The sequence below is a fragment of the Xanthomonas sp. WHRI 7064 genome, assembly GCF_040202355.2.
GTDB classification, from domain to species: domain Bacteria; phylum Pseudomonadota; class Gammaproteobacteria; order Xanthomonadales; family Xanthomonadaceae; genus Xanthomonas; species Xanthomonas arboricola.
In genome coordinates this window covers 3,654,902-3,680,008 of record NZ_CP167821.1, presented here as the reverse complement: position 1 = coordinate 3,680,008, position 25,107 = coordinate 3,654,902, and the positions used below count along the sequence as shown (strand labels likewise).

Here is a 25,107-nt window from a genome sequence, read left to right as displayed (position 1 = left end):
CTCAATGCCCGAGGTCGACGCCCTTGCAGTGCGCCTGCGCCAGCTGCGGATTGCAGCGTGCGACCGCATCGCCTTCGAAGCGCACCACGTAACCGTTGCCGGCCGGCTCATGTGCGGGGAAGTCGGTGCTGAGCAACTGTGCGCCGCTGGCCAGCATGCGGTCGCGGCGGGTGGTGTCGTGTTGCAGCGCTTCCTTCAGGTCGGCGTCGGTACGCGTGCGCACCAGGTAGCCGGCTTTCACCAATTGGGTGATCGTCTCGGCAGGGCCATCGTTGAGTTCGGTGAAGGCGGCATCGTCTTGGCCAGGCACGGCATTGGTGAAGCACACGCGTCCGCGCAGCGACGGATGCCCGGGTAGGTAGCTGGCACCGGCCGCGCGTTGGTCGAGCAGGAACACCACCTTGCCGCGTGCCTCGCTCAACGACGGCCAGCCGTGCGCAAGCACCGCGGCGTTGAGCGTGGCTGCGTTGCCACGGACCTGATCCGGGCTGAGGTACTCGCCGGGTCGGAACACCGAGCGCAGTTCGGCATCCAATGCATCCATCGCCGCCGGATCGAACGGCTCCGGCTGCACGGTCGGAAACGCCAGTTGCACCGGCGCCTGCTTGGTTTCCAGCAGGATAAAGATCGGCACATGCCCGGGGTGCTGCTTCGACCACGCGCGCACTTCCTGCAGGCACGCGATCAAGGGCTGGCAGGTGCTGCGCTGGTCCACGTCCTGCACGTGCATGACCTTGAAGCCGGGTTTATCCATCACTCCGGCCGGTGCGCTGGGCGGTGCGGGCGGCAAGCCGGCCCTGGCGATTTGCGCGACGATGGCCGGGTGTGCGTAGCGACCACCGTTGGCGTCGGCGAAGACATCCAGTTCGAGTTGTCTGACGCCATCGTCCAGTTGTTGCCTCAGCGGCGGATGGCGGTAATCCAGTGCCGCGAACAGCTCCGGACTTAGTCGTTGCAGCAGCGTCGCTTCGCTGGGGGCGAAGCCGGCGTGGTAGCTGTTGTGGCTGCCGATGTATTGCAGATCGGTGAGGCGAGGCGCGGCATGCGCGGTCACGCCGGCCAGCATCAGCAGGCCAAGGCATGCAGCGCTGCGTGTGTTGCTTCGCCTTGCGCGTGATGGCTTCGCTGTGCGGTCATCGCCTGGATTCACAGCCGAAACAACGAATAAGCAGCGCATGCAGCCAAGCCGGAAAGAAGGTGGTCGCCATCATCCGAGCCAAATTTGACGCAAGGCTTTCCGCCGTATTGCCGTCGTGCGTCACAGTGCGAAAAACGCGCCATGGCATCGCTTTTCGCGACACGGACGCTTCAGGGCACTCCGGTCTTCCGCAAGGCATACGCCAGCAGCCGCGCCTGCACGTGTTCGGCGATGCTGCGTGGCGCATCCAGTGCCATCCGTTGCAGACCGGCGGCTTCGTATGCATCGTCGCTCTTGCGTGACAGCAGTGCCCGCCAGACGGTCATCAGCTTTGCGCTATTGCCGGCGGTTGCGCGTTTGAGCCAGCTCAGGGCGCGCAGCAGGTGCTGTTCGACCTCGGTGAAGTCGCTGCCGAGCGGGTAGTCGGGCAGGCTGCCATCGCGGCGGTACGGCGCCAGCGCCTGTTCCAGTGCCTGCGGCGTGTTGCGTTGCGCACGCGCAGGCAGTGCAGGGTCGCCACGCAGCTTGCGCGATGCCTTGGCGGTTGCCAGCAATGCGTCCTGGAAGCGTGCATCGCAGATGCCGGCCATCGCCAGCACGCAATCCTGATCGGTCTGGTGGCGCAGGTCGGCGATGCCGTACTCGGTGATGTACAGATCGCGCAGATGGCGCGGGATGGTGGTGTGCCCGTAATTCCAGCGCACGTTGCTCGCTGCGTGTGCACCGGCATCGCGCGTGGCCCGCAGCATCAACGCGCTGCGCGCCTGCGGCAGGGCATGCGCCATCGCCACGAAGTTGTACTGGCCGCCGACGCCGGAAACCACACGGCCATCTTCCAGCCCGTCGGACACCGCCGCGCCGAGCGCGGTGGCCATCATGCAGGAGTTGAAGAAGCGCGCATCGCGGCGTTGCAGCCGCTCCAGCGCTTCGTTGCCGCCATACAGCTGATTGATCTCGCTGATGCGACGCATGCCGATGGCATCGCGCGTGTCCGCATCCAGCTCGCGTAGCCACTGGTAGAAATCCGGTGAGCCGAGATAGAACGCCCCATGCAGGAACTCGCCTTCGCGGGCCAGGCGCGCGTGATCGGCCGCATCGGCGCTGCCGTCGGCGATGCGCTGCATCAGCGCCAGATCGTCGTGCACCTTGCGGCGGATCACGCCGCTGTCCACCAACTGCTTGAACCCTTCGTTGAGCATTTCGCTGCAGCCGTACAGGCCAATCTCGAACGGCGCCAGGCCACCGCTGGCGCGCACCGCAGGATGCTGTTCCAGTTCCGGGTCCAGCGCCTGCAGCACGCGCCGGTAGGTGGCGTTGTCGGTATGTCGCAGTACCAGCGCATGGCTCAGCGCATCGGCCAGGGTACCGATGCCGATCTGCAGGGTGCCGCCATCGCGGACCAGCGCGCTGGCATACAGGCCGATGGCGTAGTCGACGCTGTTCACCGGTTGCCTGGGCAACCCGAACAGGCGCGGCGACGGACCGGGCAGGTCGATCACCAGATCGAAGAACGCCTCCTCCACTGCCGCGGTCCCGCCAATCCACGGCAGTTGCGTGTCCACTTCCGCCACCAGCATGGGGCGCGGCAGGCCGAGCGCCTGCACCGCATCCAGCGTGTCCTGGGTGATGTCGTTGTTGCACGACAACGACAGCCGCGTGCCGCTCGGTTCGCGCGCCACCTTCTGCACGATCAGGTTCGGCGCGCGCTGCGCCACCGCCGCGGCAGCATGGGTGTAGTTGAGGCTCGTGTAGTCGGCCTGCGCCTGGGTGGAGTGCAGCAGCCCGCCGGACTGCATGTAGAACTCTTCCACCTGCACATGCGCCGGCAGCGCATCGCGCAGCATGTCATCGACATAGGCAAGACGCGGGAAATCCTCGCCGAAATGGCGCGCAATGAACGGCGCCGCAAAGCGTGCCTCCAGTCCCGCGCCGGGCTTGGGCGGGTTGAGCGACAGCGCCGTGTACAGCGCCAGCGGCCGCGTCGGCATGTGCTTGAGCTGCGCATACAACGCGTTCAACAACCGGTGCGGCTTGCCGATGCCCAACGGCGCGCCGACGCGCAGCGGGCCATCGAGGCGTTGCAGGATGTGCGCAACCGCGCCGGGCAGGTCGGTGAGGTGTTCGGTCATCGGTGCAGGGTAGCCGAGGCGATGGCGGGGCAGGTATCTGGATTGCCGACAAGGCCGGGTCGGCGCATGCATTTCCCGCAAGGCAATCGAAAACACGCTTGACAGGCGCAAGTTTTACATGCGTAATCGATAAAAATTACGGATGTAATCGCATGTCGATCAGTGACGCCGAAGCGGTGGTGATGCAGGTGCTCTGGGATGCGGCGCCACGCAGCGCCGACGACGTGGTCGCCGCGCTGGCAGGCCACAGCGACTGGGCCGAGCCCACCGTCAAGACCTTGCTCAACCGCCTGCTTGGCAAGGGCGCCATCCGTGCCGAGAAACAAGGGCGACGCTATCTCTATTCGCCTTTGCTGGCGCGCGAGCAATGGGTGCAGCAACAGAGCGAGGGATTGCTGCAGCGCCTGTTCGGCGGGCGGGTGGCGCCATTGGTGGCGCACTTCAGCGAGCGCGGAAAGCTCAGCGCATCCGATATCGCGGAACTGAAACAACTGCTCAAGGAGCTGGACGATGAACCCTGAGGCCTGGGTCCTGTTGTCGCGCGCAACGCTGTACACCACCGCTGCGCTGCTGGTCTGCCTGCTCCTGCGTCGCCCACTGCGCAAGCTGTCGGGTGCCGGCGCGGCGTATGCGATCTGGCCCTGCGTCCCGCTGGCGCTGGTGGCGGCCTTGTTGCCCGGTCCGTCTCTGGGCATCACAGTGCCAGGATTGCCGGCGCTGACCGCCATGCCGGCGCTGTCCAGCGTGCATGGCGAAGGTCGTGCGTGGGCAACATGGCTGGCAGCAGCATGGCTGGGCGGCGCGATGGTGATGGCGATCGGATTGTGGACGCGGCAACGGCGTTTCATGCGCAGCCTGGGGCCGTTGCACCGGCTCGACGACCGGCTCTGGTCGGCCGCGCGCGATGCCGGTCTTCCTGCATCGTTGGGACTCTGGCGTCCGCGCATCGTGCTGCCGGTGGATTTCAGTGAGCGCTACAACGCCGATGAGCGCGCCCTGATCCTGGCGCACGAGCGCATGCATCTGCGCCGCGGCGACCTGCACGCCAATCTGCTGGCGGCGCTGATGCTCTGCATCGGCTGGTTCAACCCGCTGATGCATCTGGGCTGGCGTGCGTTCCGGCTGGATCAGGAACTGGCCTGCGATGCGGCCGTGCTAGCGCAACATCCGGGCAAGCGCCGCAGTTACGCCACCGCCATGCTCAAGACTCAGCTTGGACGCGACTTTACGCCGCTCGCCTGTCACTGGGCTGCATCGCATCCGTTGACGCAGCGGATCGCGGCGCTGCGCGGTTCCCCCATCGCTGCCGGACGTGCGCGCTGGCGCGTGGCGATGGTCCTGCTGCTGGCGGCGACGATCAGTACAGCCGCCTGGGCGCTGCAGCCGGCACGCATTGCGTTAGCGGCACAACCGGCGCTGGCGGCCGGCAACGCGGTGGATTTCGCCACGATGCAACCGCCGAGATATCCGGCAGCCGCGTTTAACGGCGGTATCGAGGGCTTTGTCGAACTGCAGATCGACATCGACTCTGCGGGCAGGCCGCAGCACATCGACATTGTGCAGAGCAGGCCGGCCGGCGTGTTCGATCAAGCGGTGCTGGAGGCAGCGCGCCAGTGGCGGCTGAAACCTGTTTATGTACATGGCAAGCCGATTGCTTCCACGGTGCGCGTGCCGGTGAAGTTCGAACTGGATGGGCCGGAGCAAACGTCTACCGATGCCGCCGCCGCGCGCTCGGAGGCGCCAGCGTCCAACCGCCTTGCCGGTTGTGCTTCAGCGGGCTGCGCAAGGCGGGAGAGGCCGTGATGCAATCCAGCGCAACCAGCAAAACGACTGCACAACTGTCTGGCGGGCGGGGCCGGTGCCCAGGATTGGCATGTACCACTCGTACACCCCGGTTCCTGCGCGCTGGCCACGCCCACCCGACGACTGCTCGCCACGTGTTGTCGGCCGCCCTCGCGCCGACCTGCGCTGCAATCCTGGCGCTGTCGCTTGGCGCATGTGCAACGCAAGGGGTGCAGGAACAGCAGCGCAGCCAGCGCGAAGATTCGGTGGACCAGCGCATGCTGAGCGCGCAATCGGGCGGCGATGGCGGCGGCTCCATCCAGTCTTACACACTGGCGCCGGCGCAGCGCTTCCGCATGCCGCGCGCGCTGCGCAGCGATGCGCCGGTGCTGCCGGCCGATTCGCCACGGCAGAGCTTGCCGCCGACCACCGTGTGCGCGCATGTGATCCTGACCGCCGACGGCGCGGTACAGCGCGTCGACCCCATGTCCGATCGCGACGAATGCGCGGCCGGTCTGCTGCCGGATAACGCCGATCTGGTGCAGTCGGTGCGTACCACGGTGCAGCAATGGCAGTTTGTTCCGGCTGCGCTGTGCACGTTTGCCGCAGGTGTGGCGCAGCCGGCTGCGCTGGACGATTGCAGCGGCGCCATCAGCCAGCAGCCGGTACCGGTGACGCTGTCGTTCGCGTTCACCTTCGAAATGCGGCAGGGCAAGGTCAGCGTGCGCACCGGCAAGGTGGCGCGTTGAGCGCGCGCATCGCTGCGATCAGAGCATGTCGGGTGCGAACAGGCGCCGCCGCGAGACTTCGTCGCCGGACAGCATGAAGCGGCCATCGCCGCGGTAGTGCACCGTTCTTGGGAGCGCAGGCCGCTTGGCCACTTGCGCGTTCACCACTTCCCAGACGAAGAGCGCGTGGCGGTTGATCTGCCGGCCGTCGTGCAGGCGGCATTCGAAACTGGCGTAGCACTCGGCGATGGCCGGCGCTGCGACCCGTTGGCCGGGCACGGCGGTCAGCCCGAAGTGGTCGAACTTGTCGATCTGTGCACCGCTGCTGTTGCCGATGCCGATCACGGTGTCGAGCAGCTCGGCCGTCGGCAGGTTGATCACGCATTGCTTGCTGCGCCGGACCAGTTCGAAACTGTGGTTGCCGGGGGCGATGCAGCACGCGATCAGCGAGGGCGAAAACTCCAGCACCATGTGCCAGCCCATGGTCATGATGTCGCGCTGGCCCTTGTGGGCCGAGCTCACCAGCACCACCGGCCCCGGTTCCAGGAAGCGGCGCGCCTGCTCCACCGGGAATTCGTGCTTTCGATACTGTTTCATGGACACACCAACTGATTGAATGCGGTGATCGACAATGCCGATGCGCTCATTCCAGCACATGCACGCTATCGGCGATGCGCTGCACCTCGTCGGGATTGTGGCTGACATACAGCATCGGCAGGCGGATCTCGTCGCGCACGCGTTGCAGGTAGGGAATCAGTTCTTCGCGGCGCGCCTGATCCAGTGCCGACAAGGGCTCATCGAACAACAGGATCGCCGGTTGCGACAACAAGGCGCGGCCGATCGCCACGCGCTGCGCTTCGCCCCCGGACAGATTGCGCGGCCGGCGTTGCAGCAACGGCCCAATCCCCAACAGCGCCACCACATCGTCGAAACCGAATGGCGCCGTGCCACGCGCATGCCGGCCGTAACGCAGATTGCGGCGCACATCCAGATGCGGGAACAGCCGCGCATCCTGGAACACATAGCCGATCCTGCGCTTGTGCGTGGGCAGGTTGATGCCTTGCCGGGCGTCGTACAGGCAGCGCCCGTCGATGCGGATATGCCCGGCCTGCGGCTGCACCAGCCCGGCGATGGCATTGAGCACCGTGGTCTTGCCCGCACCGGAAGGACCGACCAGGGCCACCACCCGCGCCTGGTCCTGGATGTGGAGATGCCGCTGGAAATTGCCGCGCTGCAGCTGCAGGTCGATATCGAGCATCAGCCGTCCTCGCGCGGATGCGGCCTGCGCACCAGCCACTCGGACAGCAGCAGCGCCGCCAGCGAAATTGCCAGCGCAACGCCGGCCAGCCGCCACACGCCCGATTCCATGCCCGGCACCTGCATCAGCCCGTAGATGGCCGACGACAAGGTCTGGGTTTCGCCAGGAATATTGGACACGAAGGTGATGGTCGCGCCGAATTCGCCCAAGGCCTTGGCGAACGCCAGCACCATGCCGGCGACCAGGCCCGGCCAGGCCAGCGGCAAGGTAATGCTGAAGAACACCCGCCACGGGCCCGCACCGAGCGTGGCGGCGGCTGCTTCAAGACGGCGGTCGGTTGCTTCGATGGACAAGCGGATCGCGCGCACCATCAGCGGAAATCCCATCACCGCGCATGCCAGCGCCGCGCCGGTCCAGCGGAACGCGAACTGGACACCGAGGTGTTCCAGCAACCAGCTGCCGACCGGCCCCTGCGTGCCCAGCACCACCAGCAGCGCGTAGCCGGTCACCACCGGCGGCATCACCAGCGGCAGATGCAGCAGGGCGTCCAGCAGCGCCTTGCCCGGAAAGCGCCGCCGCGCCAGCAGCCAGCCGCAGGCGATGCCCGGCGGCAGGCTGGCGATGGCCGCAACGATGGCGACCTTGAGACTCAGGCCGATCGCGGTCAGCTCCTGCGGGGTGAACATCGACAACGGCGCGCCTCAATCCTGCAACGAAAAACCATGGCGAACAAAGATCGCCCTGGCCGGCTTGCTGCCCAGCCATTGCACGAACGCGGCCGTGCCGCCATTGCTGCTGTTCTTCAACGCAGCCACCGGATACACGATGGCGTCGTGGCTATCGGCGGGGAGGGTGGCGACCACGCGGACCTTGGGTTCGGCGCGTGCATCCGAGCCGTACACGATGCCCAGCGGCGCTTCGCCACGCGAGACCAGCATCAATGCGGCGCGCACGCTTTCGGACTCGGCCAGGCGATTGCGCACACCCTCCCACTGGCCGAGTTTGCGTAGCGCTGCGGCGGCATACTTGCCGGCCGGCACGCTGTTGGTCTGGCCAACCGCCAACCGACCGCTGTCGCCGAGCGCCTTGGCAATCGCGCCGGGCTGGCGCGGATCCACGCGCAGCTTGCTGGTGGCCGGGGCGATCAACACCAGGGTATTGCCGAGCAGGTTGCGGCGCTGCGCCGGCACGACCAGGCCGCGTTGCTGCAGATAGTCCATCCATTCCAGGTCGGCCGAAAAGAACACGTCTGCCGGTGCGCCTTGCTCGATCTGGCGCGCCAGTGCTGAGCTGGCGGCGTAGGAGACGCGCACCGGCGTGCCGGTCGCCTTTTCGTAAGCGGCCGCGGCCTCGTCCATGGATTCCTTCAGGCTTGCTGCAGCAAACACCGTCACCGGCGCGGTCTGCGCAGTGGCCAGGACGGGCAGGGCAAGCATCAGCACGCAGAACGCGCGCTGCCAAAAACCGATCGTGCGCATGGGAAGCTCCAGCAGGGTCAGGCAGCGATCATAGCGGCTGCGCGTCATGCGCCGCGTGGTGGCTATGCTGGCGCGTCAGCCAAGCACGCCGTCGCAGCGGCCGGCCTGCAGATTGGTCTGCAATGCCGGCCGGATCAACCTGGGCTCGGGCAGCGTGGCATCGCGGGCCTGGCGCTGCGCCACGAATGCATCGATTTTCACGCCGTCGCGCACGTGGATATTGCTGCGCCGCTGCTCGCCGATGCTGGTCTGGTACGCCACCTCACGGCCGCCCGGGCCGTAGTCGTGGCAGACGAACACGCGTGTGTCTTCCGGCAGCGCGTACATGCGCTGGATCGAGGCGAACAGTTGCCGTGCATCGCCGCCGGGGAAATCGCAGCGTGCGGTGCCGGCGTCCGGCATGAACAACGAATCGCCGGGGAACAGCGCATCGCCGATCAGGTACGCGATGCTGTCGCTGGTATGCCCGGGCACCGCGATGACACGTACCTGCAGCGTGCCGAGCTCGAAGCGCTCGTCATCGGCGAACAGATGATCGAACTGCGAGCCGTCGGCACGGAAGTCGTCCGGTAAAGCACAACGTGGCGCAAGCGTCTGCTGCACATCGCGTATGCCCTCTCCGATGCCGATGCGTGCCTGCGGCCAGTGCTGCTTCAGCCACTGTGCGGCAGACAGGTGATCGGCATGCGCATGGGTTTCCAGCAGCCACTGCACCTGCCAGCCGTGTTGGGCGACGGCATCGACGATGGCTTGCGCGGCGCGCGTGCCGACCTTGCCTGTGTCGGCCGCATAGTCCAGCGCCGGGTCGATCACCGCTGCCGCCCCGGTCGCCGCGTCGGCGACCACATAGGTGAAGGTGTTGCTGTCGGCGTGAAAGAACGCAAGCACCTCGGGCTGCATTGGCGTCTCCATCTCAGGGCGCGGCCAGCGCCGCATTGAGCACGGCGGCCAGTCGGTCGCCAGCCTCGCGCAATTGGGTCTCGGCAAGCGGACGATAGGTCGCGATGTAGTCGTCCGGCAACACGTGCTTGCTCGGATAGACGCCGGGCGTGACCGCGATCTTGCAGGAGGCCTGCGCCCATGCCGCAGCCGGCGGTGGCAGCACCGGCGATGTCGCAGCGGTCGCCGGCAACGCCAGCAAGCGTTGCAGATACGCATCGTCATCAAGATGGCGGTCGTTGAGCATGCCGCTGTCCCACAGCGCATGCAGGTTGCTGCCCTTGCCGGCGACCTGCAGCTGGAATTCATTGCCGCCCTTGTCGTGCGCGTAGCCGGCATGCATCGGCTGATGGATGTCGCCGACAAAATGCACCACGAACTTCAGGGCCTGCCGGCGCACATCCAGCGGCTGGCTGCGGTCGGCAAGTAGCGCGGTCTGCCGGTCGAGCGCGGCGATCACGCAGTTGCCATCCGGGCAGTCGCGTGGCGGCGCATACGTGCAGTCGTGCTCGCCAAGATTGACGTAATGCCAGGGCCCGGAGCGCTTGCCCAGCTCCGGGTCGTGCTCGCGCAGCTCGTCGGCCCAGCTGGCGACACCGGCCAATGTCGGGTTGGCTTCGCCCTTGAGCAATTGCGCCACCTGCGCTTGCGCCTGCGGGCTCAGTTCGGTCTCGGCAATGCGCGCCACCAGGCGGTGGCCTTGAGGCCCCCAGGCGAAGGCGCTGATGGGCTGAAGGGCCGCGACCACGGTTGCGGCAACAAGGAGGATGCGAGGGGAGAAGGTCTTCATCCGGCAATTGTACGCATCGGTCCGGGACGGTTTGATGGCCGTCTCCGGTCGAAGCACAGCCACGGCTCAGCGTGGCGTCAGCGGCATGCTCAGAAGTACACCAGGTACGACACGCCATAGGTCAGCGGATCGATCCGCGCCTTGCCCAGCCGGCTGCCATTGAAGTCGACGTTGCTGCGCGAATTCGTCCAGCGCGCGTCCACCCGCAGGCCGCTGCGATCGTTGAAGATGAAGTCCACACCGACATGCGCGGTGGCGCCCACCGAGTCGTCGAAGCTCAGGTCGCCATTGCCGAAGGCGTCATCGACGTCCTCACCGACAAACGTGGTGTAGTTGATGCCGACACCCACGAACGGCGACACCGTGCCGTAGCCATTGATGTGGTACTGCAACAGCACGCTCGGCGGCACCGACCAATAGCTGCCCACCTTGCCGACGCCCTCAAGCTCCAGATCGTGCTTGCCCGACACCGCGGCATGCACCTCGATGCCGAGGTTGTTGCGCAGGAAGTATTCGTAGGTGAACGACAGCGCCGGGGCGCCCTTGATCTCGGCACGCGTGCCGCCGAAGCTGCCGCTGTCGGACTTGGGCGAGACATAGCCGGCGCCGTAGCCCGTGGTCCAGTGGCCGGCCGATTGTGCAAGGGCGGGTGCGGCCGAGGCGGCCAGTGCGATGGCGAGGGCGGTACGGATCAGCATGCTCATGGAATCCCCGGATAGGTCGGACAGGCGGTCGACGTGACCAACCTGTCCGCAACTCCGGCGGTGGATTCACGTCCCTGGACGCCAAGTGTGCCAGAGATGCATCGCGCACGCTGCCGAGCTCAGAACCGGTGCACGTAGGCCACGCCGTAGACCAGCGGGTCGATGTTGACGGTGCCGATGCGGTTGCCGTCGAGGCGCGCTTCGGTGTCGATGTCGATCCAGCGCAGGTTTACCCGCAGCGCGCCGCGGTCGCTGAGCTTGTAGTCCACGCCCGCGTGCAGTGCCAGGCCCCAGGAATCGTCCAGTTCCAGCTCGCTGCCGGCCAGCGCGCCGCGCGTGTCGGTGCTGAAGAAACGGGTGTAGTTGATGCCCGCGCCAACGAACGGCGAGAGCTTGCCCTGGCTGTTGAAGTGGTACTGCAACGAGATCACCGGCGGCAGATGCTTGGTGCTGCCGACACGCCCCAAGCCACGGAGCGCGATGTCGTGCTCGAACGGCAGCGCAGCCAGTACTTCGATGCCCAGGTTGTCGGCGATGAAGTATTCGGCGGTGAAGGTCGGCTTGATGTCCTTGCCGACCTCCGCCTCCAGCGTGCCGCCGACCAGACGGCCGTTATCGGACTTGGGAGCGACCTGGTGGGCACCGACGGCAACGGTCCAGTCACCTTTGGATTGAGCCAATGCGGGGACGCTGGCGAAGCTGGCGGCCAGGCCGGCGAGCAGAAGGGTAGAGCGCATGCGCATGGAAACTCTCGTTGTGTGCAGGGGATGGAAGAAGTCTTGATGGTTTGCCCGCTGGATGCCTTGATCCTGATCAATCCGTCCGTGTAACGACGCTGTGGGCCATGCGCGGATTCGAGCAGGGACCGGCAGCGACAGCAGCGATCTGCGCCATACCGGTGATCGCACCGGCGCATCGCGTCCGGTCTGCAACGCGATGCGCCTGGCGCAGGCGGCGGCGGGGGAGGAGCGCCGCCGCCTGCGTGCGCGGTGGAGCAGGCAGCGAGCAGGTGGCTGCAGCGCTCGCGCACTTACTTGACCTTGGCGAGCTTGGGCGCATCCACTTCCGGCATCGCCGAGCTGTGGTGGTTGATGATCAGCCATTTGTCGTCGCGCTTTTCGTACACGAAGGTGTAGCGCGCTTGCACCTTGCTCTTCTTGCCGTCCTTGTCGGTCAGCGTGAAGGTATAGACGCCGGCATCCACTGCACTGTCGTCATCGAGCACGCGCACGGTGCGGTAATTGACGACGCCTTGCGGCTTCTTGGTCAGGAACATCTCGAAGTATTTTTCGATCTGCGCACGCGAGGCGCGCACTTCGTTGGAGACGGTCGGCAGCAACACACCGTCCGGCGCGTACAGGTCGGCCACCTTGTGCGGGTTGCCGGTGGCCAGCGCCGCGTTCCAGGTGTCGAACAGCGCAGCGACTTCGCGCGCTTCGCCATCGGCGGGCAGCGAGGCCTTTTCGGTGTAGTGCATCACGCCGCCAGCCAGCGCCGGGGTGGTGGCCAGGGCCAGAACCAGAGAGAAAAGGGTGCGACGCATGGGGAATCTCCGTTGTGATGGATGGGCGCCTCAGCAGGCAGGGCCAGTATCGAAATCCACGGAGCGCCGAAATGCTGCTGTTCGGCATATGCATCGATACGCCTCTCAGCGTATCGGCGTAGAACTTAAGTAATTGAATTGGATTGGATATATCGAAAGATAAGGCGTGGTTTCGACTGCCGCGTCCGTGCCGCACCTCAGATCGTCACGGGCCCTCGAGTCAGGCAGGCGTCAGCCCCACCGCATCGCGCCGGCAGCATCGAGCTCATCACCTTGTCGATTGACGGCACCCACATAGCGTGCCCACCTTTCGATTCCCGATTCCCGATTCCCGATTCCCCAATCCCCCACCACGCATGCACCACGGCACAAAGTCCTAGCGCCATATGCTGCAGCGCTGGCGGCAGCACGGCTGCACGAGTGCGACGCTGCTAGAATGGCGGTCCCTTTCCATCCGCCGCGCCATCGCGGCCGCAGGAGCTAGTGAACATGGCAATCAAGGTTGGCATCAACGGATTCGGTCGCATCGGCCGCAACGTGCTGCGCTCTGCGGTGCAGAACTTCGCCAATGACATCGAGATCGTGGCCATCAATGACCTGCTCGAGCCCGATTACCTCGCCTACATGCTGCAGTACGACTCGGTGCATGGCCGCTTCAAGGCCGATGTGTCGGTCGACGGCAACACGCTGATCGTCAACGGCAACAAGATCCGCCTGACCCAGGAACGCGATCCGGCCAACCTCAAGTGGGATGCAGTCGGCGCCGACGTGGTGATCGAGTCCACCGGCCTGTTCCTGACCAAGGAAACCGCGCAGAAGCACCTCGACGCGGGCGCCAAGAAGGTGATCCTGTCGGCACCGTCCAAGGACGACACGCCGATGTTCGTGTTCGGCGTCAACGACAACACCTACAAGGGCGAAGCGATCGTTTCCAACGCCTCGTGCACCACCAACTGCCTGGCGCCGTTGGCCAAGGTGATCAACGACAAGTGGGGCATCAAGCGCGGCCTGATGACCACCGTGCACGCGGCCACGGCGACGCAGAAGACCGTGGACGGCCCGTCGAACAAGGATTGGCGCGGTGGGCGCGGCATCCTGGAGAACATCATCCCGTCCTCCACCGGTGCCGCCAAGGCCGTGGGTGTGGTGATCCCCGAGCTCAACAAGAAGCTGACCGGCATGAGCTTCCGCGTGCCGACCTCGGACGTGTCGGTGGTCGACCTCACCGTCGAACTGGAAAAGCCGGCTACCTACGCCGAGATCTGCGCCGAAGTGAAGGCGCAGAGCGAAGGCGCCTTGAAGGGTGTGCTCGGTTACACCGAAGACAAGGTCGTGGCCACCGACTTCCGCGGCGAAACCTGCACCTCGGTGTTCGACGCCGATGCCGGCATCGCGCTGGACTCGACCTTCGTCAAGCTGGTGTCCTGGTACGACAACGAGTGGGGCTATTCCAACAAGTGCCTGGAAATGGTGCGGGTTGTCGCGAAGTAAACCTCGCGCTCAGGCGATGCGTAGAGGCCCCGGCATGCCGGGGCCTTTCGTTTTGTGCCTGCCGGAATGTGATGTGTGCATGTACCGTCGCAGCGTCGTCGTCAGTACGAAAAGTGGACTTTGAGAGGCCCACGTGCGCTAATTTGCTGGCACGGCGGTCGTTCCCGTGTCGTGTACGAAGGATCGGGGAACTCCATGGATCGAGAGAACAAAACTCATGAGTAAATTTCTGGCGGGCGTATTGGCGCTCGGTGTGGTGTTTGCAGTGTCGGCGCCGTCGACCAGTTGGGCAGCGAAGAAGCAGACCGGTACGCCGGCCTGGATGAATGCCGATGGTGAGGTGATCAAGTCGGCCGATGTCGAAGCGGGCTATGGCGAAACGGTCAAGGGCATCAACGATTACGAAGGCGAGATCACCGGCAAGCCGGCGCCTGACAGCAAGTTCACCCAGCTGAAGATCGGTATGCCGATGAAGCAGGTCACCGACCTGATTGGTCAACCGAATGATCAGGGTTCCTACGTGACCGGCAAGGCGTTTATCCCGTTCTTCTTCGGCGGCGACCGTTACCGTTACGAGATGGCCTACAAGGGCCAGGGGCGCCTGGTGTTCGCTGGCAAGTCGATGGACACCGGCGGCAACCTGATCTGGATCATCCATAACAAGAACGACAGCGGCTACCGCGAATAAGTGTCAGACGCCCGGTTCTTCCGGGCGTTTTTTTTGGAGTGCATGTCCGTGCCTGTAGCCAGTGTGGCTAGGTGGCACCGACGGCATCGCGTCGCTGCGCTTCAGCCAGTGATTGGCTGCCCAGACGCGGCCTGAGCCTGTATGGTTCGCGCATTCGGCCGGATGCCGACTCAGGGGTTGTGCGTTGGAAACGATGATTGTGACGGTGGTGCTGTTGCTGCTTGCGGTGCCGGTAGGGCTGGTGATCGCCCTGGTGTGGATCGCCGGGCTGCGGCGGCGCGTGGATGCGCTGGAACAGCGGCTTGCGCAATGGCAGGCCAGCGGCGCAGCAGGTGCGGACGCGGCGGCGGTGCACAGCTCAGCGCCAACACCATCGCCTGCCGGGGCATGGGAGCCGCAAGAGGCGTCCGACGTCGGCATGCCTGCGTCTGGCGAGCCTGAGCTGCCTTGGGCAGCAGATCTGCAAGCCGCGCCGACGCAGTCGCCGGTCGCACCACTGCCAGTGCCGCCGTCATTGCCGGCAGAAGCTCCCGCATCGTCTGCGGCGCGCAGCGCGGTCGAAGCGCCGCCCCTGATCGCTGCGCCTGCCGAGTTCGAGCAGCAAGCGCACGACGTGCCCTCCGGGCCGGGCCCGCTGGCGCGCGTGGCCGGCGCGGTGAAGCGCTGGTTCACCGAAGGCAACGTGCCGGTCAAGGTCGGCATGCTGGTGTTGCTGGCCGGCGTGGCGTCGCTGTTGAAGTACGCCAGCGACCAGGGCTGGATGCGGATGCCGATCGAGCTGCGGCTGGCCGGCATCAGTGTGCTGGCGCTCGTCGGTCTGGTCTTCGGCTGGAAGCAACGGCTGCAGCGGCCGGGTTTTGCGTTGGCGTTGCAGGGCGGTGCCATCGGCGGCTTGCTGCTGACGGTCTTTGCCGCGTTCAAGTTGTACGGGCTGCTCGGCGCGGGTCTGGCGATGGGCATCAGCGTGGTGCTGATTGCCGGCATGTGCGTGCTGGCGGTGGTGCAGGATTCGCGCACGCTGGCGGTGCTGGGCGTGCTGGCCGGCTTTCTCGCGCCGATCTGGCTGTCCACCGGCAGCGGCAATCATGTCGCGCTGTTTTCGTACTACGCGGTGCTCAACGCCGGCATCGTGGCGATCGCCTGGACGCGTCCGTGGCGGGTGCTGAACCTGCTCGGATTCGCCTTCACCTTCGGCATCGGCACGCTGTGGGGTGCGCTGCAATACACCCCGGCGAAATTCGCCACGACCGAACCGTTCCTGCTGTTGTTCTTCGCCATGTATGTGGCGATTCCGGTACTGCACGCTCGGCGTGGCGATGGCAGCGCGGGCAAGCTCATCGACGGCAGCCTGTTGTTCGGTACCCCGCTGGTGGCCTTCGCGTTGCAGGCGCGTCTGCTGGATGGCGAGCGCCTGCCTTTGGCGCTGTGTGCGCTGGCGGTGGCTGCGCTGTACGCCGGCCTGGCCAGCTGGTTGCTGCGGCGTGCCTCCACGCGGCTGCTGGGCCAGGCGCACGCGATGCTGGCGGTCGGTTTTGCGACTCTGGCGGTGCCGCTGGCATTGTCGGCGCGCGCTACTGCCAGCGTCTTCGCGCTCGAAGGCGCCGGCTTGTTGTGGCTGGGACTGCGGCAGCAGCGTCGCATCCCGCAGTTCAGCGGGGTGGCGTTGCAGTTGCTGGCGGCGGTCGGGGTCGCCTTCGGTGTGGATGCATGGCGCTACGACACGGTGGCCGTTGCCAACGCCACCTGCATGAGCAGCTTGCTGCTTGCACTGGCCGGCTGGGCCAGTGCCTGGTTCCTGCGCGATGCAGGGCAGCCGCGCCGTGCGCTGGTGGCGTATCTGTGGGGGCTGGTCTGGTGGGCGCTGTGCGGTGTGCACGAGATCTTCCGCTTTGCCGGCGATCTGCGCAGCGAGCCGGATCTGTTGCTGGGCTTTGTCGCGCTCAGCGTGTGGCTGGCAGCCGAGGTGCATCGGCGTCGCCCGGCAACGGCGCTGGTGTGGACGGCGATGTTCGGGCTGGCGCTGGCCGCGCCGTTGGCGCTGTGGCAAAGCCATGCACATACGCAACCGTTCGCACATTGGGGGGCGCTGGCCTGGTTGGCGTTCGCCGTGGCTGGCACGCGCGCGCTGTGGTGCCTGCGCAGGCAGCACGGCGCCGGCGCGGTGGCTGCACAGTTCATCTGGTGGCTGCTGTGGCCGTTGGTGGTGTCGTTGGGCGTGGCCTGGCTGGCCGATACGTACATGCTGGCAAATGGCTGGCGTTGCGCCTTGCTGGCCGCGCCCTGGCTGATCGTGGCGGCAGTCGGTCTGTTGCGCTGGCCATGGCTGGCGTGGCCGCAGGGTGCCGGTTTCGATCGGGCACGCAATGCCTTGCTGGGCTGTGTGTTCGCGGTGCTGGGCATCGGCTGGTTGATCGTGCTGCTGGACCCGGTCAGCGCGGCGCCATTGCCGTGGCTGCCCGTGCTCAACCCGGCCGAGCTGACGCAGCTGGCGGTGCTGGCCTTGCTGGCGCGTTGGGCCTGGTCTGCGCAGGCGCCGTTGGCCGTGCAACGGTGGCGGGTGACTGCGCTGGGCGTGTCGGGCTGGGCCTTGATCACCGGCAGCACCTTGCACAGCGTGCATCACTGGGGTGGCGTGGCGTGGGATGCCGGGTTGATTGGCGCGACCCTGTCGCAGACCAGCCTGACCATCGTGTGGAGCGTGCTGGGCGTGCTGGGCTGGGTGATCGGCTCGCGGCGCGGTCAGCGTGGACTGTGGCTGGGTGGTGCGTTGTTGATGGGTCTGGTGCTGGCCAAGCTGGTGCTGGTCGACCGCCAGCATCTGGGCAATCTGCTCGGCATCGGCTCGTTCATGGCCTATGGGCTGTTGTGCACCGTGGTGGGCTATCTGGCACCGGCGCCGCCGCGCCAGCCGGTGGCCGAAGAGCAGGCTGGCGGAGACGATGGCGTCGAAAAGGATCAGGCATGAAATCGAGGCAATGGGGATGGCTGCTGCTGGTGCCGCTGCTGGCGCAGGCAGCCGATGTGCGCCAGGACTATCGTCAACAATGGCCGCTGCAGGTAACCGGCGCGGATGCCGGCATGTATCAGCTGCGCTTGAACGCGGCGATCTATCGCAGCGCCCATGACCCGGCGCTGCGCGATGTCACGGTGATCGATGCGCGTGGCGAGGAGATGCCGGCCGCGCTCTTGACGGTGGATGCCGCGCCGGCTGCCGCGCCGCGTCGGCAACGTCTGCCCTTGTTCGCGCTGCCGGCCGGTGCGGCGCCTGCCAACGGCGATCTGCAACTGATCGCCGAACGCGATGCCAGTGGCGCGGTGCGTCGGCTGGAAGGCCGCTTCGCCACCGGCACCGCTGCCGCTGCAGGCGCCGGTGGCAGCTGGTTGATCGATGCCAGCGCGTTGCGCGATCGTCCGCGCGCGCTGTGGCTGGACTGGGACGGCAACATGCCGGTGCAGGCCCGGCTGCGCGTGGAAGGCAGCGACGATCTGCGCGACTGGCACCTGCTCGCCGCAGATGCCACCGTGATGGCGCTGGACAACCAGGCGCAGCGTCTGCAGCAGCGCCGCATCGCGTTGGACGCGGGCGCGCGCTATCTGCGCATCGTGCCGGTGTCCGGCGAGCTGCCGGCCTTGCGCGTGGTCGATGCGGAACTGGACGGCGTCTCGGCGCCGCCGCAATCGCTGTGGCTGGAATTGCCGGGCACTGCGCAGGACAAGGCAGTGGTGTATGCCTTGCCTGGGCGCTTTCCGATCACCCAGGTCGATGTCAGCGGCGGTCAGGCCGAGGCGGTCGAATGGATCGTGGCAAGCCGCGATGCCGCTGACGCGCCATGGCTGCAACGTGCCGGGCCGTGGTTGGCGTATCGCCTGGGTACTGGCACTGCCGCCGCGTCGCCACCGCAACAGCTGTCGGCCCCGGTGCGTGATCGCCAGTGGCGGTTGCTGGCCGCGCAAGGACGCAGCACCGCGCTGCCGACGCTGCGCGTGGGCTACCAGCCGGAGCGGATGATGTTCCTCGCCCAGGGGCAGCCGCCGTATGCGGTGGTCGCCGGCAGCGCGCGGCAGCAACGTGGCGACGCGCCGCTGGCCTCGATGCTGCAGGCACTGCGCCGCGAACGCGGAGCGCAATGGCAACCGGCGCAGGCCAACGTCGCCGCGCAGGCACAGCCGCTGGCCGGCGATGCCGCGCTGCAGCCGGCCGCCACACCGCGCGACTGGAAGCGCTGGTTGCTGTGGGCGCTGCTGGTCGGCGGCGCCTTGCTGGTCGGTGGTTTCGCGGTGAGTCTGCTGCGCAACTCGGCGACCGATCGCAGCCCCTGACGACCCTTCGCGTTGCAACGCGGTTTGCCGCTGCGGCGCGAAGGTCCGACAATGGGCATCCCCCGTCGCCAAGGCAGCCGCATTGCCCGTCGTCTTCGACCGAGCATCCCCCGCATCGCCAGCCGTATGGGCAGCGACATGCGCGGCAGGCAAGCTGCAATCTCCGCGACCTGCACGCGGGCGCAACGCCAGCGTGCCACGGCCGCCCAAAGCCATCCATCCGCGCAGCGCCCAGGCATCGGCGCCACGTCTACCGGCTGCTTTTTCGATTCCCCAATCCCGAATCCCCAATCCCCAGACCTAGCGAGCTGACCCCATGTCCATCGTCCGCATGACCGACCTCGATCTCTCCGGCAAGCGCGTGCTGATCCGCCAGGATCTCAACGTGCCGATCGACAACGGCCAGATCACCTCCGAGCAGCGCATCACCGCGTCGGTGCCCACCATCAAGCTGGCGCTGGAAAAGGGCGCCGCGGTGATGGTCACCTCGCACCTGGGCCGGCCCAAGGAAGGCAGCTGGAGCGAAGAAGATTCGCTGGCGCCGGTGGCCGCGCGCCTGACTGCGCTGCTGGGCGTGGACGTGCCGCTGGTGCGCGACTGGGTCGACGGCGTGGACGTGGCGCCGGGCCAGGTGGTGCTGCTGGAGAACTGCCGCATGAATGTCGGCGAGGGCAAGGACGACGAGGCGCTGGCACGCAAGTACGCGGCGCTGTGCGATGTGTTCGTCATGGACGCCTTCGGCACCGCGCATCGCGCGCAGGCTTCCACGCATGGGGTGATCCGCTTCGCGCCGGTGGCTGCCGGTGGTCCGCTGTTGATGGCCGAACTCGACGCGCTGGCCAAGGCGCTGGACAACCCGGCCAAGCCGCTGCTGGCGATCGTGGCCGGCAGCAAGGTGTCCACCAAGCTGGAGCTGCTGTCGAACCTGGTCAACAAGGTCGACCAGCTGATCGTCGGCGGCGGCATCGCCAACACCTTCATCGCCGCAGCCGGGCATGGCGTCGGCAAGTCCCTGAGCGAGCCGGATCTGATTCCCACCGCCAACCAGATCGTCGCCGATGCGAAGCTGCGCGGTGCGGAGATTCCGTTGCCCACCGATGTGGTCGTTGCCAAGCAGTTCCTGCCCGATGCCGAAGCGACGGTGAAGGCGCTCGACGCCGTGGAGGCCGACGACCTGATCCTGGACATCGGCCCGCAGACCGCCGCGCGCTACGCCGAGCTGATCGCCAGCGCCGGCACCGTGGTGTGGAACGGGCCGGTCGGCGTGTTCGAGTTCGAGCCCTTCAGTCACGGCACCGAGACGCTGGCGCGTGCGATTGCCAGCTCCAAGGCGTTCTCGATCGCCGGTGGTGGCGATACCCTGGCGGCCGTGGACAAGTACGACATCGCCAAGGACGTCACCTACATCTCCACCGGCGGCGGTGCCTTCCTGGAATTCCTGGAAGGCAAGACCTTGCCGGCGGTGGCGGCGCTCGAGGCACGCGGCAAGTGAGTGCAGCCACGCTGTTCTTCGATCTGGACGGCACCCTGGTCGATTCGGAGCCGGGTATCGTCGCCAGCATCGTGCATGCCTTCGACGCGGTAGGCCAGCCGCGTCCGTCGCCGCAGACCCTGCGCGCGTGGATCGGCCCGCCGCTGCGCGACAGCTTCACCGACTGCTTTCCTGACGATCCGGAGCTGGTGCAGCGCGCACTGGCGGCGTATCGCGGGCGTTACGACGCGGTCGGCTGGACCGAACTGAGCGTGTTCGACGGTATCGGTGAGGTCGTCGTCGACCTGCACCGCGCCGGCCATCGCCTGGCGGTGGTGACCTCCAAGAACGAGCGTTACGCGCGCCGCATCGTCGAGCATCTGCCGTTCGGGGCCTGCTTTGAGAACGTGATCGGGGCCAGCGAAGACGGCGAACGCCGCTTCAAGCCGGACCTGATCGCCGAAGCGCTGCGGCGGCTGGACATCGCCAAGACCGGCTGTGTGATGATCGGCGACCGTCGGATGGATATCGATGGCGCCAACCACCACGGCATCCACAGCATCGGCGTGCTGTGGGGCTTCGGCGACGAAGCCGAGCTGCGTGCCGCCGGTGCCGGCGCGATCGCGCACACGCCTGCCGGGTTGCGCGCCTTGATCCAGTCGTAGGAGTGACAAACAGAGCAGCTGCGCGTATCGCCAGGCGAGCGCAGCCGGCGCTCGTCGTTGGGTGGCAGCACGCAGATGCGGTGAGGGTCTTGCAGCACCCGCGCTGCGACGACCGCTCGCCGTCATCTGACCGCCGCTGCAACCCGTAGGACCTTCACCGCTGCCGCGTTAGGGTGGCAGCCCACAGCAACATCCCGCCGCGCGCCAGCGCTGCGGAAAGCGTACGTACTGTCCCGCACTGTCTTTAGGACATGCCGGAATACGAGGGTGGCTATGCCGCAATGCCATCCTCGGTAGGTGACGCGTGTGTTAAGTTTCGCGGCTTTTACAGGGAGGCCATCATGAAAGAACGTCAACGCCGCACCAAGATCCTCGCCACGCTCGGACCGGCGACGGATCCGCCCGGTGTGCTGGAAGCCTTGTTCAAGGCGGGCGTCAACGTGGTGCGCCTCAACTTCAGCCATGGCGACCCGTCCGGCCAGGCCAAGCGTGCGGCCGAAGTGCGCGCGGCTGCCGTGCGCGTCGGTGCCGAAGTCGGCATCCTGGCCGACCTGCCGGGCCCGAAGATCCGCGTCGAGCGCTTTGCCGAAGGCAAGATCAAGCTGACTACCGGCGAGCGTTTCGACCTGGTGGCCGACCCCAATGCGCCTGCGGGCGACCAGCACCAGGTCGGCGTCAGCTACCTCGGCCTGCCGCAGGACGTGGTCGCCGGCGACGTGCTGCTGCTGGACGATGGCCTGGTGCAGCTGCAGGTGACCGAAGTGCAGGGTCAGCGCATCGTCACCACCGTGCTCAACGACGGCGTGCTGTCCGATCGCAAGGGCCTGAACAAGCAGGGCGGCGGCCTGTCGCTGGGCGCGCTGACCGAGCGCGACAAGGAGCTGATCGGCATCGTCGCCAAGATCGGCGTGGACTTCATCGCGGTGTCGTTCTGCCGCAACGCCGAAGACATGAATGACGCGCGCCGCATTGCCCGTCAGCACGGCTGCGACGCCGCGCTGGTGTCCAAGATCGAGCGCACCGAAGCGATCGAGAACCTGGTCGAGATCGTCGAAGCCTCCGACGTGGTGATGGTGGCGCGTGGCGATCTGGGTGTGGAAATCGGCGATGCCGAATTGCCGGGCCTGCAGAAGAAGATCATCCGTGAGTCGCTGGCGCAGAACAAAGTGGTGATCACCGCCACGCAGATGCTGCAGTCGATGGTGGAAAGCCCGATCCCGACCCGCGCCGAAGTGCTGGACGTGGCCAATGCGGTCATCGACGGTACCGACGCGGTGATGCTCTCGGCCGAAACCGCGGCCGGTGCTTACCCGGTGCGTGCGGTGGAAGCGATGGCGCGCATCTGTCTGGGCGCCGAGCGTCAGTTCGAGTTCGACACCGACTTCGAAGCGGCGCAACGCAATCTGCAGCGCGCCGACCAGGCGATCGCGATGGCGACCATGTTCCTGTCCGAGCACATCGGTCTGGCCGGCGTGGTCGCGTTGACCGAGTCCGGCGGCACGCCGCGGTATCTGTCGCGTTTCCGTTCCAACATGCCGATCTACGCCTTCACCCGCCACGATGGCGCACGCCGCCACATGGCGATGATGCGTGGCGTGTTCCCGATCAGCTTCGACAGCCGTGGCCTGACCCCGCGCGAAGCCGCACGTGCGGCGATCCGCCTGCTGGTGGAGAACGAGCGCATGGGACCTGGCGACCGCGTGGTGTTCACCAGCGGCGAGCATATGGAAACCCACGGCGCCACCAACACGCTGCGTCTGCTGGAAGTGGGCGAAGACGGCCGCGCCAGCGGTCTGGGCGAGCTGTAACGCACGGCCTGCGCAGCGCGTGCGTCGTCGGTCGACACACGCGCTGCATCCACATCGTTGCGTACAGACACAGCGGCGGCCTGCGGGTCGCCGTTGTGCTGTGCGGGACAGGGTCTGAGGTGCGAGTGCGCCCGCGGAGCGCGCAGCCCGCAATGCGCATCACGCTGCGAGCCGCGCCACACATCCGCCATGCCGGACACGTGTAATCGGTTGCAGGCATTCCGTGAAGGAATGTCTGCAACTTTCGTCGCTATACTTTCGTTCTCCCCCGCAGCTGCCACAGGAACTACATGAGCATCGAACAGCTTGCCGAAACCGCCCAGGCCATGGTCGCCCCGGGCAAGGGCATCATCGCCATCGACGAATCGACCAGCACGATCGCCAAGCGTTTTGCCAGCGTCGGCATCGAGAACATCGAAGAAAACCGTCGCGCCTACCGCGAACTGCTGCTGACCACGCCCAAGCTGAGCGACTACATCTCCGGCGCGATCCTGTTCGACGAGACCATCCGTCAGAAGACCAAGGACGGCGTGCCGTTTGCCGAGTACATGACCGCCCACGGCATCATCCCGGGCATCAAGGTCGACAAGGGTGCGCAGCCGCTGGCCGGCATGCCGGGCGAGCTGGTCACCGAAGGCCTGGACGGGCTGCGCGCGCGTCTGGAGGAGTACTACACGCTGGGCGCACGCTTCGCCAAGTGGCGTGCGGTCATCAACATCGGCGAAGACATCCCGTCCGGCACCTGCATCGAGGCCAACTCGCATGCGCTGGCGCGTTATGCCGCGCTGTGCCAGGAGCAAGGCCTGGTGCCGATGGTCGAGCCGGAAGTGATCATGGACGGCAACCACGACATCGAGACCTGCTACGAGGTCACCGAAGCCACGCTGCGTTCGCTGTTCGGCGCACTGTATGAGCAGAATGTCGTGCTCGAAGGCACCATCCTGAAGGCCTCCATGGTCATCTCCGGCAAGGGCTGCGAAGAGCAGGCCAGCGTCGAGGAAGTGGCCGAGTCCACCGTGATGTGCCTGAAGTCGACCGTGCCGGCGATCCTGCCGGGCATCGTGTTCCTGTCCGGCGGCCAGACCGACGAGCAGTCCACCGCGCACCTCAACGAGATGCACCAGCTCGGCAATCTGCCGTGGCCGCTGAGCTTCTCCTACGGCCGCGCAATGCAGCAGGCCGCACTGAAGCTGTGGGCCAAGGACATGACCGGCAACTTCGCCAAGGCGCAGCAGGTCATCTATGAGCGCGCCAAGGAAAACGGCCTGGCCGCGCTGGGCAAGTGGAAGGGCTGATCGATGTGCCGGTCGCTTTAGTGCCGGATCACACCTAGCGAAAAAACGCCGGCAGCGATGCCGGCGTTTTTATTTGTGTGGGTCACTGCACCCGCATAAGTCCCCAAACGCAACGAGCGCCTTGCGGCGCTCGTCCTCTTCAACCTCTGCCTTGCACAGGCGTCAGGCGGCAGCGGTTTCCTGCGCAGCCAGCGCTTGCTGGTAGGCCTTGAACGTGGCCTCGTTGTAGGCCACCAGCACGATGTGCTTGGGCACCTTGTGCGAGCGCTGCCAGTCGCGGGTTTCGGTCACGGCGATGCGCGCGGCCTGGTACAGCGGATAGCCGTAAATGCCGCAGCTGATCGCCGGGAACGCGATCGAATGCAGCATCATCTGCTCGGCCAGCTTCAACGACTGCCAGTAGCAGTTGGCCAGTTGTTCCGGCTCGTTGTGCTTGCCGTCGCGCCACACCGGGCCGACGGTATGAAACACGTGGCGTGCCTTGAGATCGAACCCGTCGGTGATGCGGATTTCGCCAGTGGGGCAGCGCACGCCCGGACGCACCTGCGGCAATGCCTCGCAGGCCTGCAGCAGGCGCGGGCCGGCAGCACGGTGGATGGCGCCATCCACGCCGCCACCGCCCAGCAGTGATTCGTTGGCGGCGTTGACGATGACGTCAACGTCGAGTTCGGTGATGTCGCCTTGCCAGACTTCGATCTTCATAGCGCGATAATTATGGGATTTGCATGAGGAACGCGTGATGGGGCGCGCGTTGCGGAATGGGCACGCTAGCGCCCATTCATCTCATCTGCTGCGATTGCCGGGAATGGCTGTGGCGGTCGTGCTGCGGGAAGCGTGCCAACCCGCAGATGCGATCAATCCGCTCAATCGCCGAGCAGCG

Annotated in this window: 22 protein-coding genes, 1 other RNA gene and 2 pseudogenes; 13 read left to right on the top strand and 12 right to left on the bottom strand. The window is 66.4% G+C overall.

Annotated features, from left to right (window positions below; all coding sequences use genetic code 11):
* Nucleotide 1: 1 nt before the first annotated feature.
* A complete protein-coding gene (locus ABQY74_RS15725) occupies nt 2–1,177 on the bottom strand; it encodes a phosphatidylinositol-specific phospholipase C1-like protein (RefSeq protein ID WP_039525715.1) in 1,176 nt (391 codons plus the stop codon).
* 131 nt (nt 1,178–1,308) lie between these two features.
* Nucleotides 1,309–3,267, bottom strand: coding sequence for an acetyl-CoA hydrolase/transferase C-terminal domain-containing protein (locus ABQY74_RS15720; protein WP_349792177.1), 1,959 nt, complete (start codon nt 3,265–3,267; stop codon nt 1,309–1,311).
* A 152-nt stretch (nt 3,268–3,419) separates the two neighbouring features.
* On the opposite strand from ABQY74_RS15720, the gene ABQY74_RS15715 reads away from it, so the two are divergent.
* The 4 genes from ABQY74_RS15715 (at nt 3,420) to ABQY74_RS15700 (ending at nt 5,798) form a co-directional block, all read left to right on the top strand.
* Nucleotides 3,420–3,788, top strand: coding sequence for a BlaI/MecI/CopY family transcriptional regulator (locus ABQY74_RS15715; protein ID WP_047127148.1), 369 nt, complete (start codon nt 3,420–3,422; stop codon nt 3,786–3,788).
* Nucleotides 3,778–5,070, top strand: coding sequence for a TonB family protein (locus tag ABQY74_RS15710; protein ID WP_047127147.1), 1,293 nt, complete (start codon nt 3,778–3,780; stop codon nt 5,068–5,070). Before ABQY74_RS15715 ends, ABQY74_RS15710 begins: the two co-directional genes overlap by 11 nt.
* Nucleotides 5,071–5,140: 70 nt before the next feature.
* A non-coding RNA gene (locus ABQY74_RS15705) (sX9 sRNA) lies at nt 5,141–5,216 on the top strand.
* Complete coding sequence (locus ABQY74_RS15700) at nt 5,205–5,798, top strand: hypothetical protein (protein WP_372469919.1); 594 nt, start codon at nt 5,205–5,207, stop codon at nt 5,796–5,798. The genes ABQY74_RS15705 and ABQY74_RS15700 overlap by 12 nt, the downstream gene beginning before the upstream one ends.
* A gap of 18 nt (nt 5,799–5,816) precedes the next feature.
* On the opposite strand, the gene ABQY74_RS15695 is transcribed toward ABQY74_RS15700, so the two are convergent.
* From ABQY74_RS15695 to ABQY74_RS15655, 9 genes are all read right to left on the bottom strand, one after another.
* Nucleotides 5,817–6,374: a flavin reductase family protein gene (locus ABQY74_RS15695; protein WP_349792174.1), complete on the bottom strand. Its 558-nt coding sequence runs from the start codon at nt 6,372–6,374 to the stop codon at nt 5,817–5,819.
* 46 nt (nt 6,375–6,420) lie between these two features.
* Nucleotides 6,421–7,035: a molybdenum ABC transporter ATP-binding protein gene (gene modC, locus ABQY74_RS15690; RefSeq protein ID WP_016902262.1), complete on the bottom strand. Its 615-nt coding sequence runs from the start codon at nt 7,033–7,035 to the stop codon at nt 6,421–6,423.
* The gene (gene modB / locus ABQY74_RS15685; protein ID WP_016902263.1) at nt 7,035–7,721 is read right to left on the bottom strand and encodes a molybdate ABC transporter permease subunit; all 687 of its coding nucleotides are present in this window, start codon (nt 7,719–7,721) and stop codon (nt 7,035–7,037) included. The genes modC and modB overlap by 1 nt, the downstream gene beginning before the upstream one ends.
* Nucleotides 7,722–7,736: 15 nt before the next feature.
* On the bottom strand, nt 7,737–8,513 hold the full coding sequence (modA, locus tag ABQY74_RS15680) for a molybdate ABC transporter substrate-binding protein (RefSeq protein ID WP_349792172.1): 777 nt from the start codon (nt 8,511–8,513) through the stop codon (nt 7,737–7,739).
* Between the two features lie 75 nt (nt 8,514–8,588).
* Nucleotides 8,589–9,413, bottom strand: a complete 825-nt coding sequence (locus ABQY74_RS15675) for an MBL fold metallo-hydrolase (RefSeq protein WP_115511514.1) — start codon at nt 9,411–9,413, stop codon at nt 8,589–8,591.
* A gap of 13 nt (nt 9,414–9,426) precedes the next feature.
* The gene (locus ABQY74_RS15670) at nt 9,427–10,242 is read right to left on the bottom strand and encodes a S1/P1 nuclease (protein WP_065046627.1); all 816 of its coding nucleotides are present in this window, start codon (nt 10,240–10,242) and stop codon (nt 9,427–9,429) included.
* 89 nt (nt 10,243–10,331) lie between these two features.
* A complete protein-coding gene (locus tag ABQY74_RS15665) occupies nt 10,332–10,946 on the bottom strand; it encodes an OmpW family protein (RefSeq protein ID WP_024938162.1) in 615 nt (204 codons plus the stop codon).
* 119 nt (nt 10,947–11,065) lie between these two features.
* The gene (locus ABQY74_RS15660) at nt 11,066–11,689 is read right to left on the bottom strand and encodes an OmpW family protein (RefSeq protein WP_115511513.1); all 624 of its coding nucleotides are present in this window, start codon (nt 11,687–11,689) and stop codon (nt 11,066–11,068) included.
* 287 nt (nt 11,690–11,976) lie between these two features.
* Nucleotides 11,977–12,489 (bottom strand): SgcJ/EcaC family oxidoreductase, encoded by a 513-nt coding sequence (locus ABQY74_RS15655; RefSeq protein ID WP_184229920.1) that lies wholly within the window; start codon nt 12,487–12,489, stop codon nt 11,977–11,979.
* Nucleotides 12,490–12,978: 489 nt separating this feature from the next.
* Between ABQY74_RS15655 and gap the strand changes: the two genes are divergently transcribed.
* From gap to ABQY74_RS15610, 9 genes and pseudogenes are all read left to right on the top strand, one after another.
* Nucleotides 12,979–13,980 (top strand): type I glyceraldehyde-3-phosphate dehydrogenase, encoded by a 1,002-nt coding sequence (gene gap, locus ABQY74_RS15650; RefSeq protein WP_024938165.1) that lies wholly within the window; start codon nt 12,979–12,981, stop codon nt 13,978–13,980.
* Between the two features lie 217 nt (nt 13,981–14,197).
* A complete protein-coding gene (locus tag ABQY74_RS15645; RefSeq protein WP_039512378.1) occupies nt 14,198–14,668 on the top strand; it encodes a hypothetical protein in 471 nt (156 codons plus the stop codon).
* A gap of 184 nt (nt 14,669–14,852) precedes the next feature.
* A pseudogene (locus ABQY74_RS15640) lies at nt 14,853–15,074 on the top strand (hypothetical protein); the annotation flags it as partial.
* A 225-nt stretch (nt 15,075–15,299) separates the two neighbouring features.
* Nucleotides 15,300–17,633 (top strand): annotated as a pseudogene (locus ABQY74_RS15635) (DUF2339 domain-containing protein); the annotation flags it as partial.
* Nucleotides 17,630–18,988: a DUF3999 domain-containing protein gene (locus ABQY74_RS15630; RefSeq protein WP_349792166.1), complete on the top strand. Its 1,359-nt coding sequence runs from the start codon at nt 17,630–17,632 to the stop codon at nt 18,986–18,988. The pseudogene ABQY74_RS15635 and the gene ABQY74_RS15630, both read left to right, overlap by 4 nt.
* Before the next feature lie 316 nt (nt 18,989–19,304).
* Complete coding sequence (locus tag ABQY74_RS15625) at nt 19,305–20,480, top strand: phosphoglycerate kinase (RefSeq protein WP_047127138.1); 1,176 nt, start codon at nt 19,305–19,307, stop codon at nt 20,478–20,480.
* Complete coding sequence (locus ABQY74_RS15620) at nt 20,477–21,124, top strand: HAD family hydrolase (RefSeq protein ID WP_054592162.1); 648 nt, start codon at nt 20,477–20,479, stop codon at nt 21,122–21,124. The genes ABQY74_RS15625 and ABQY74_RS15620 overlap by 4 nt, the downstream gene beginning before the upstream one ends.
* A 341-nt stretch (nt 21,125–21,465) precedes the next feature.
* Nucleotides 21,466–22,932 (top strand): pyruvate kinase, encoded by a 1,467-nt coding sequence (gene pyk / locus ABQY74_RS15615; protein WP_016902276.1) that lies wholly within the window; start codon nt 21,466–21,468, stop codon nt 22,930–22,932.
* A 290-nt stretch (nt 22,933–23,222) separates the two neighbouring features.
* On the top strand, nt 23,223–24,227 hold the full coding sequence (locus ABQY74_RS15610) for a class I fructose-bisphosphate aldolase (protein ID WP_016902277.1): 1,005 nt from the start codon (nt 23,223–23,225) through the stop codon (nt 24,225–24,227).
* A 162-nt stretch (nt 24,228–24,389) separates the two neighbouring features.
* On the opposite strand, the gene ABQY74_RS15605 is transcribed toward ABQY74_RS15610, so the two are convergent.
* Nucleotides 24,390–24,929 (bottom strand): O-acetyl-ADP-ribose deacetylase, encoded by a 540-nt coding sequence (locus tag ABQY74_RS15605; RefSeq protein ID WP_024938170.1) that lies wholly within the window; start codon nt 24,927–24,929, stop codon nt 24,390–24,392.
* Nucleotides 24,930–25,107 lie beyond the last annotated feature (178 nt).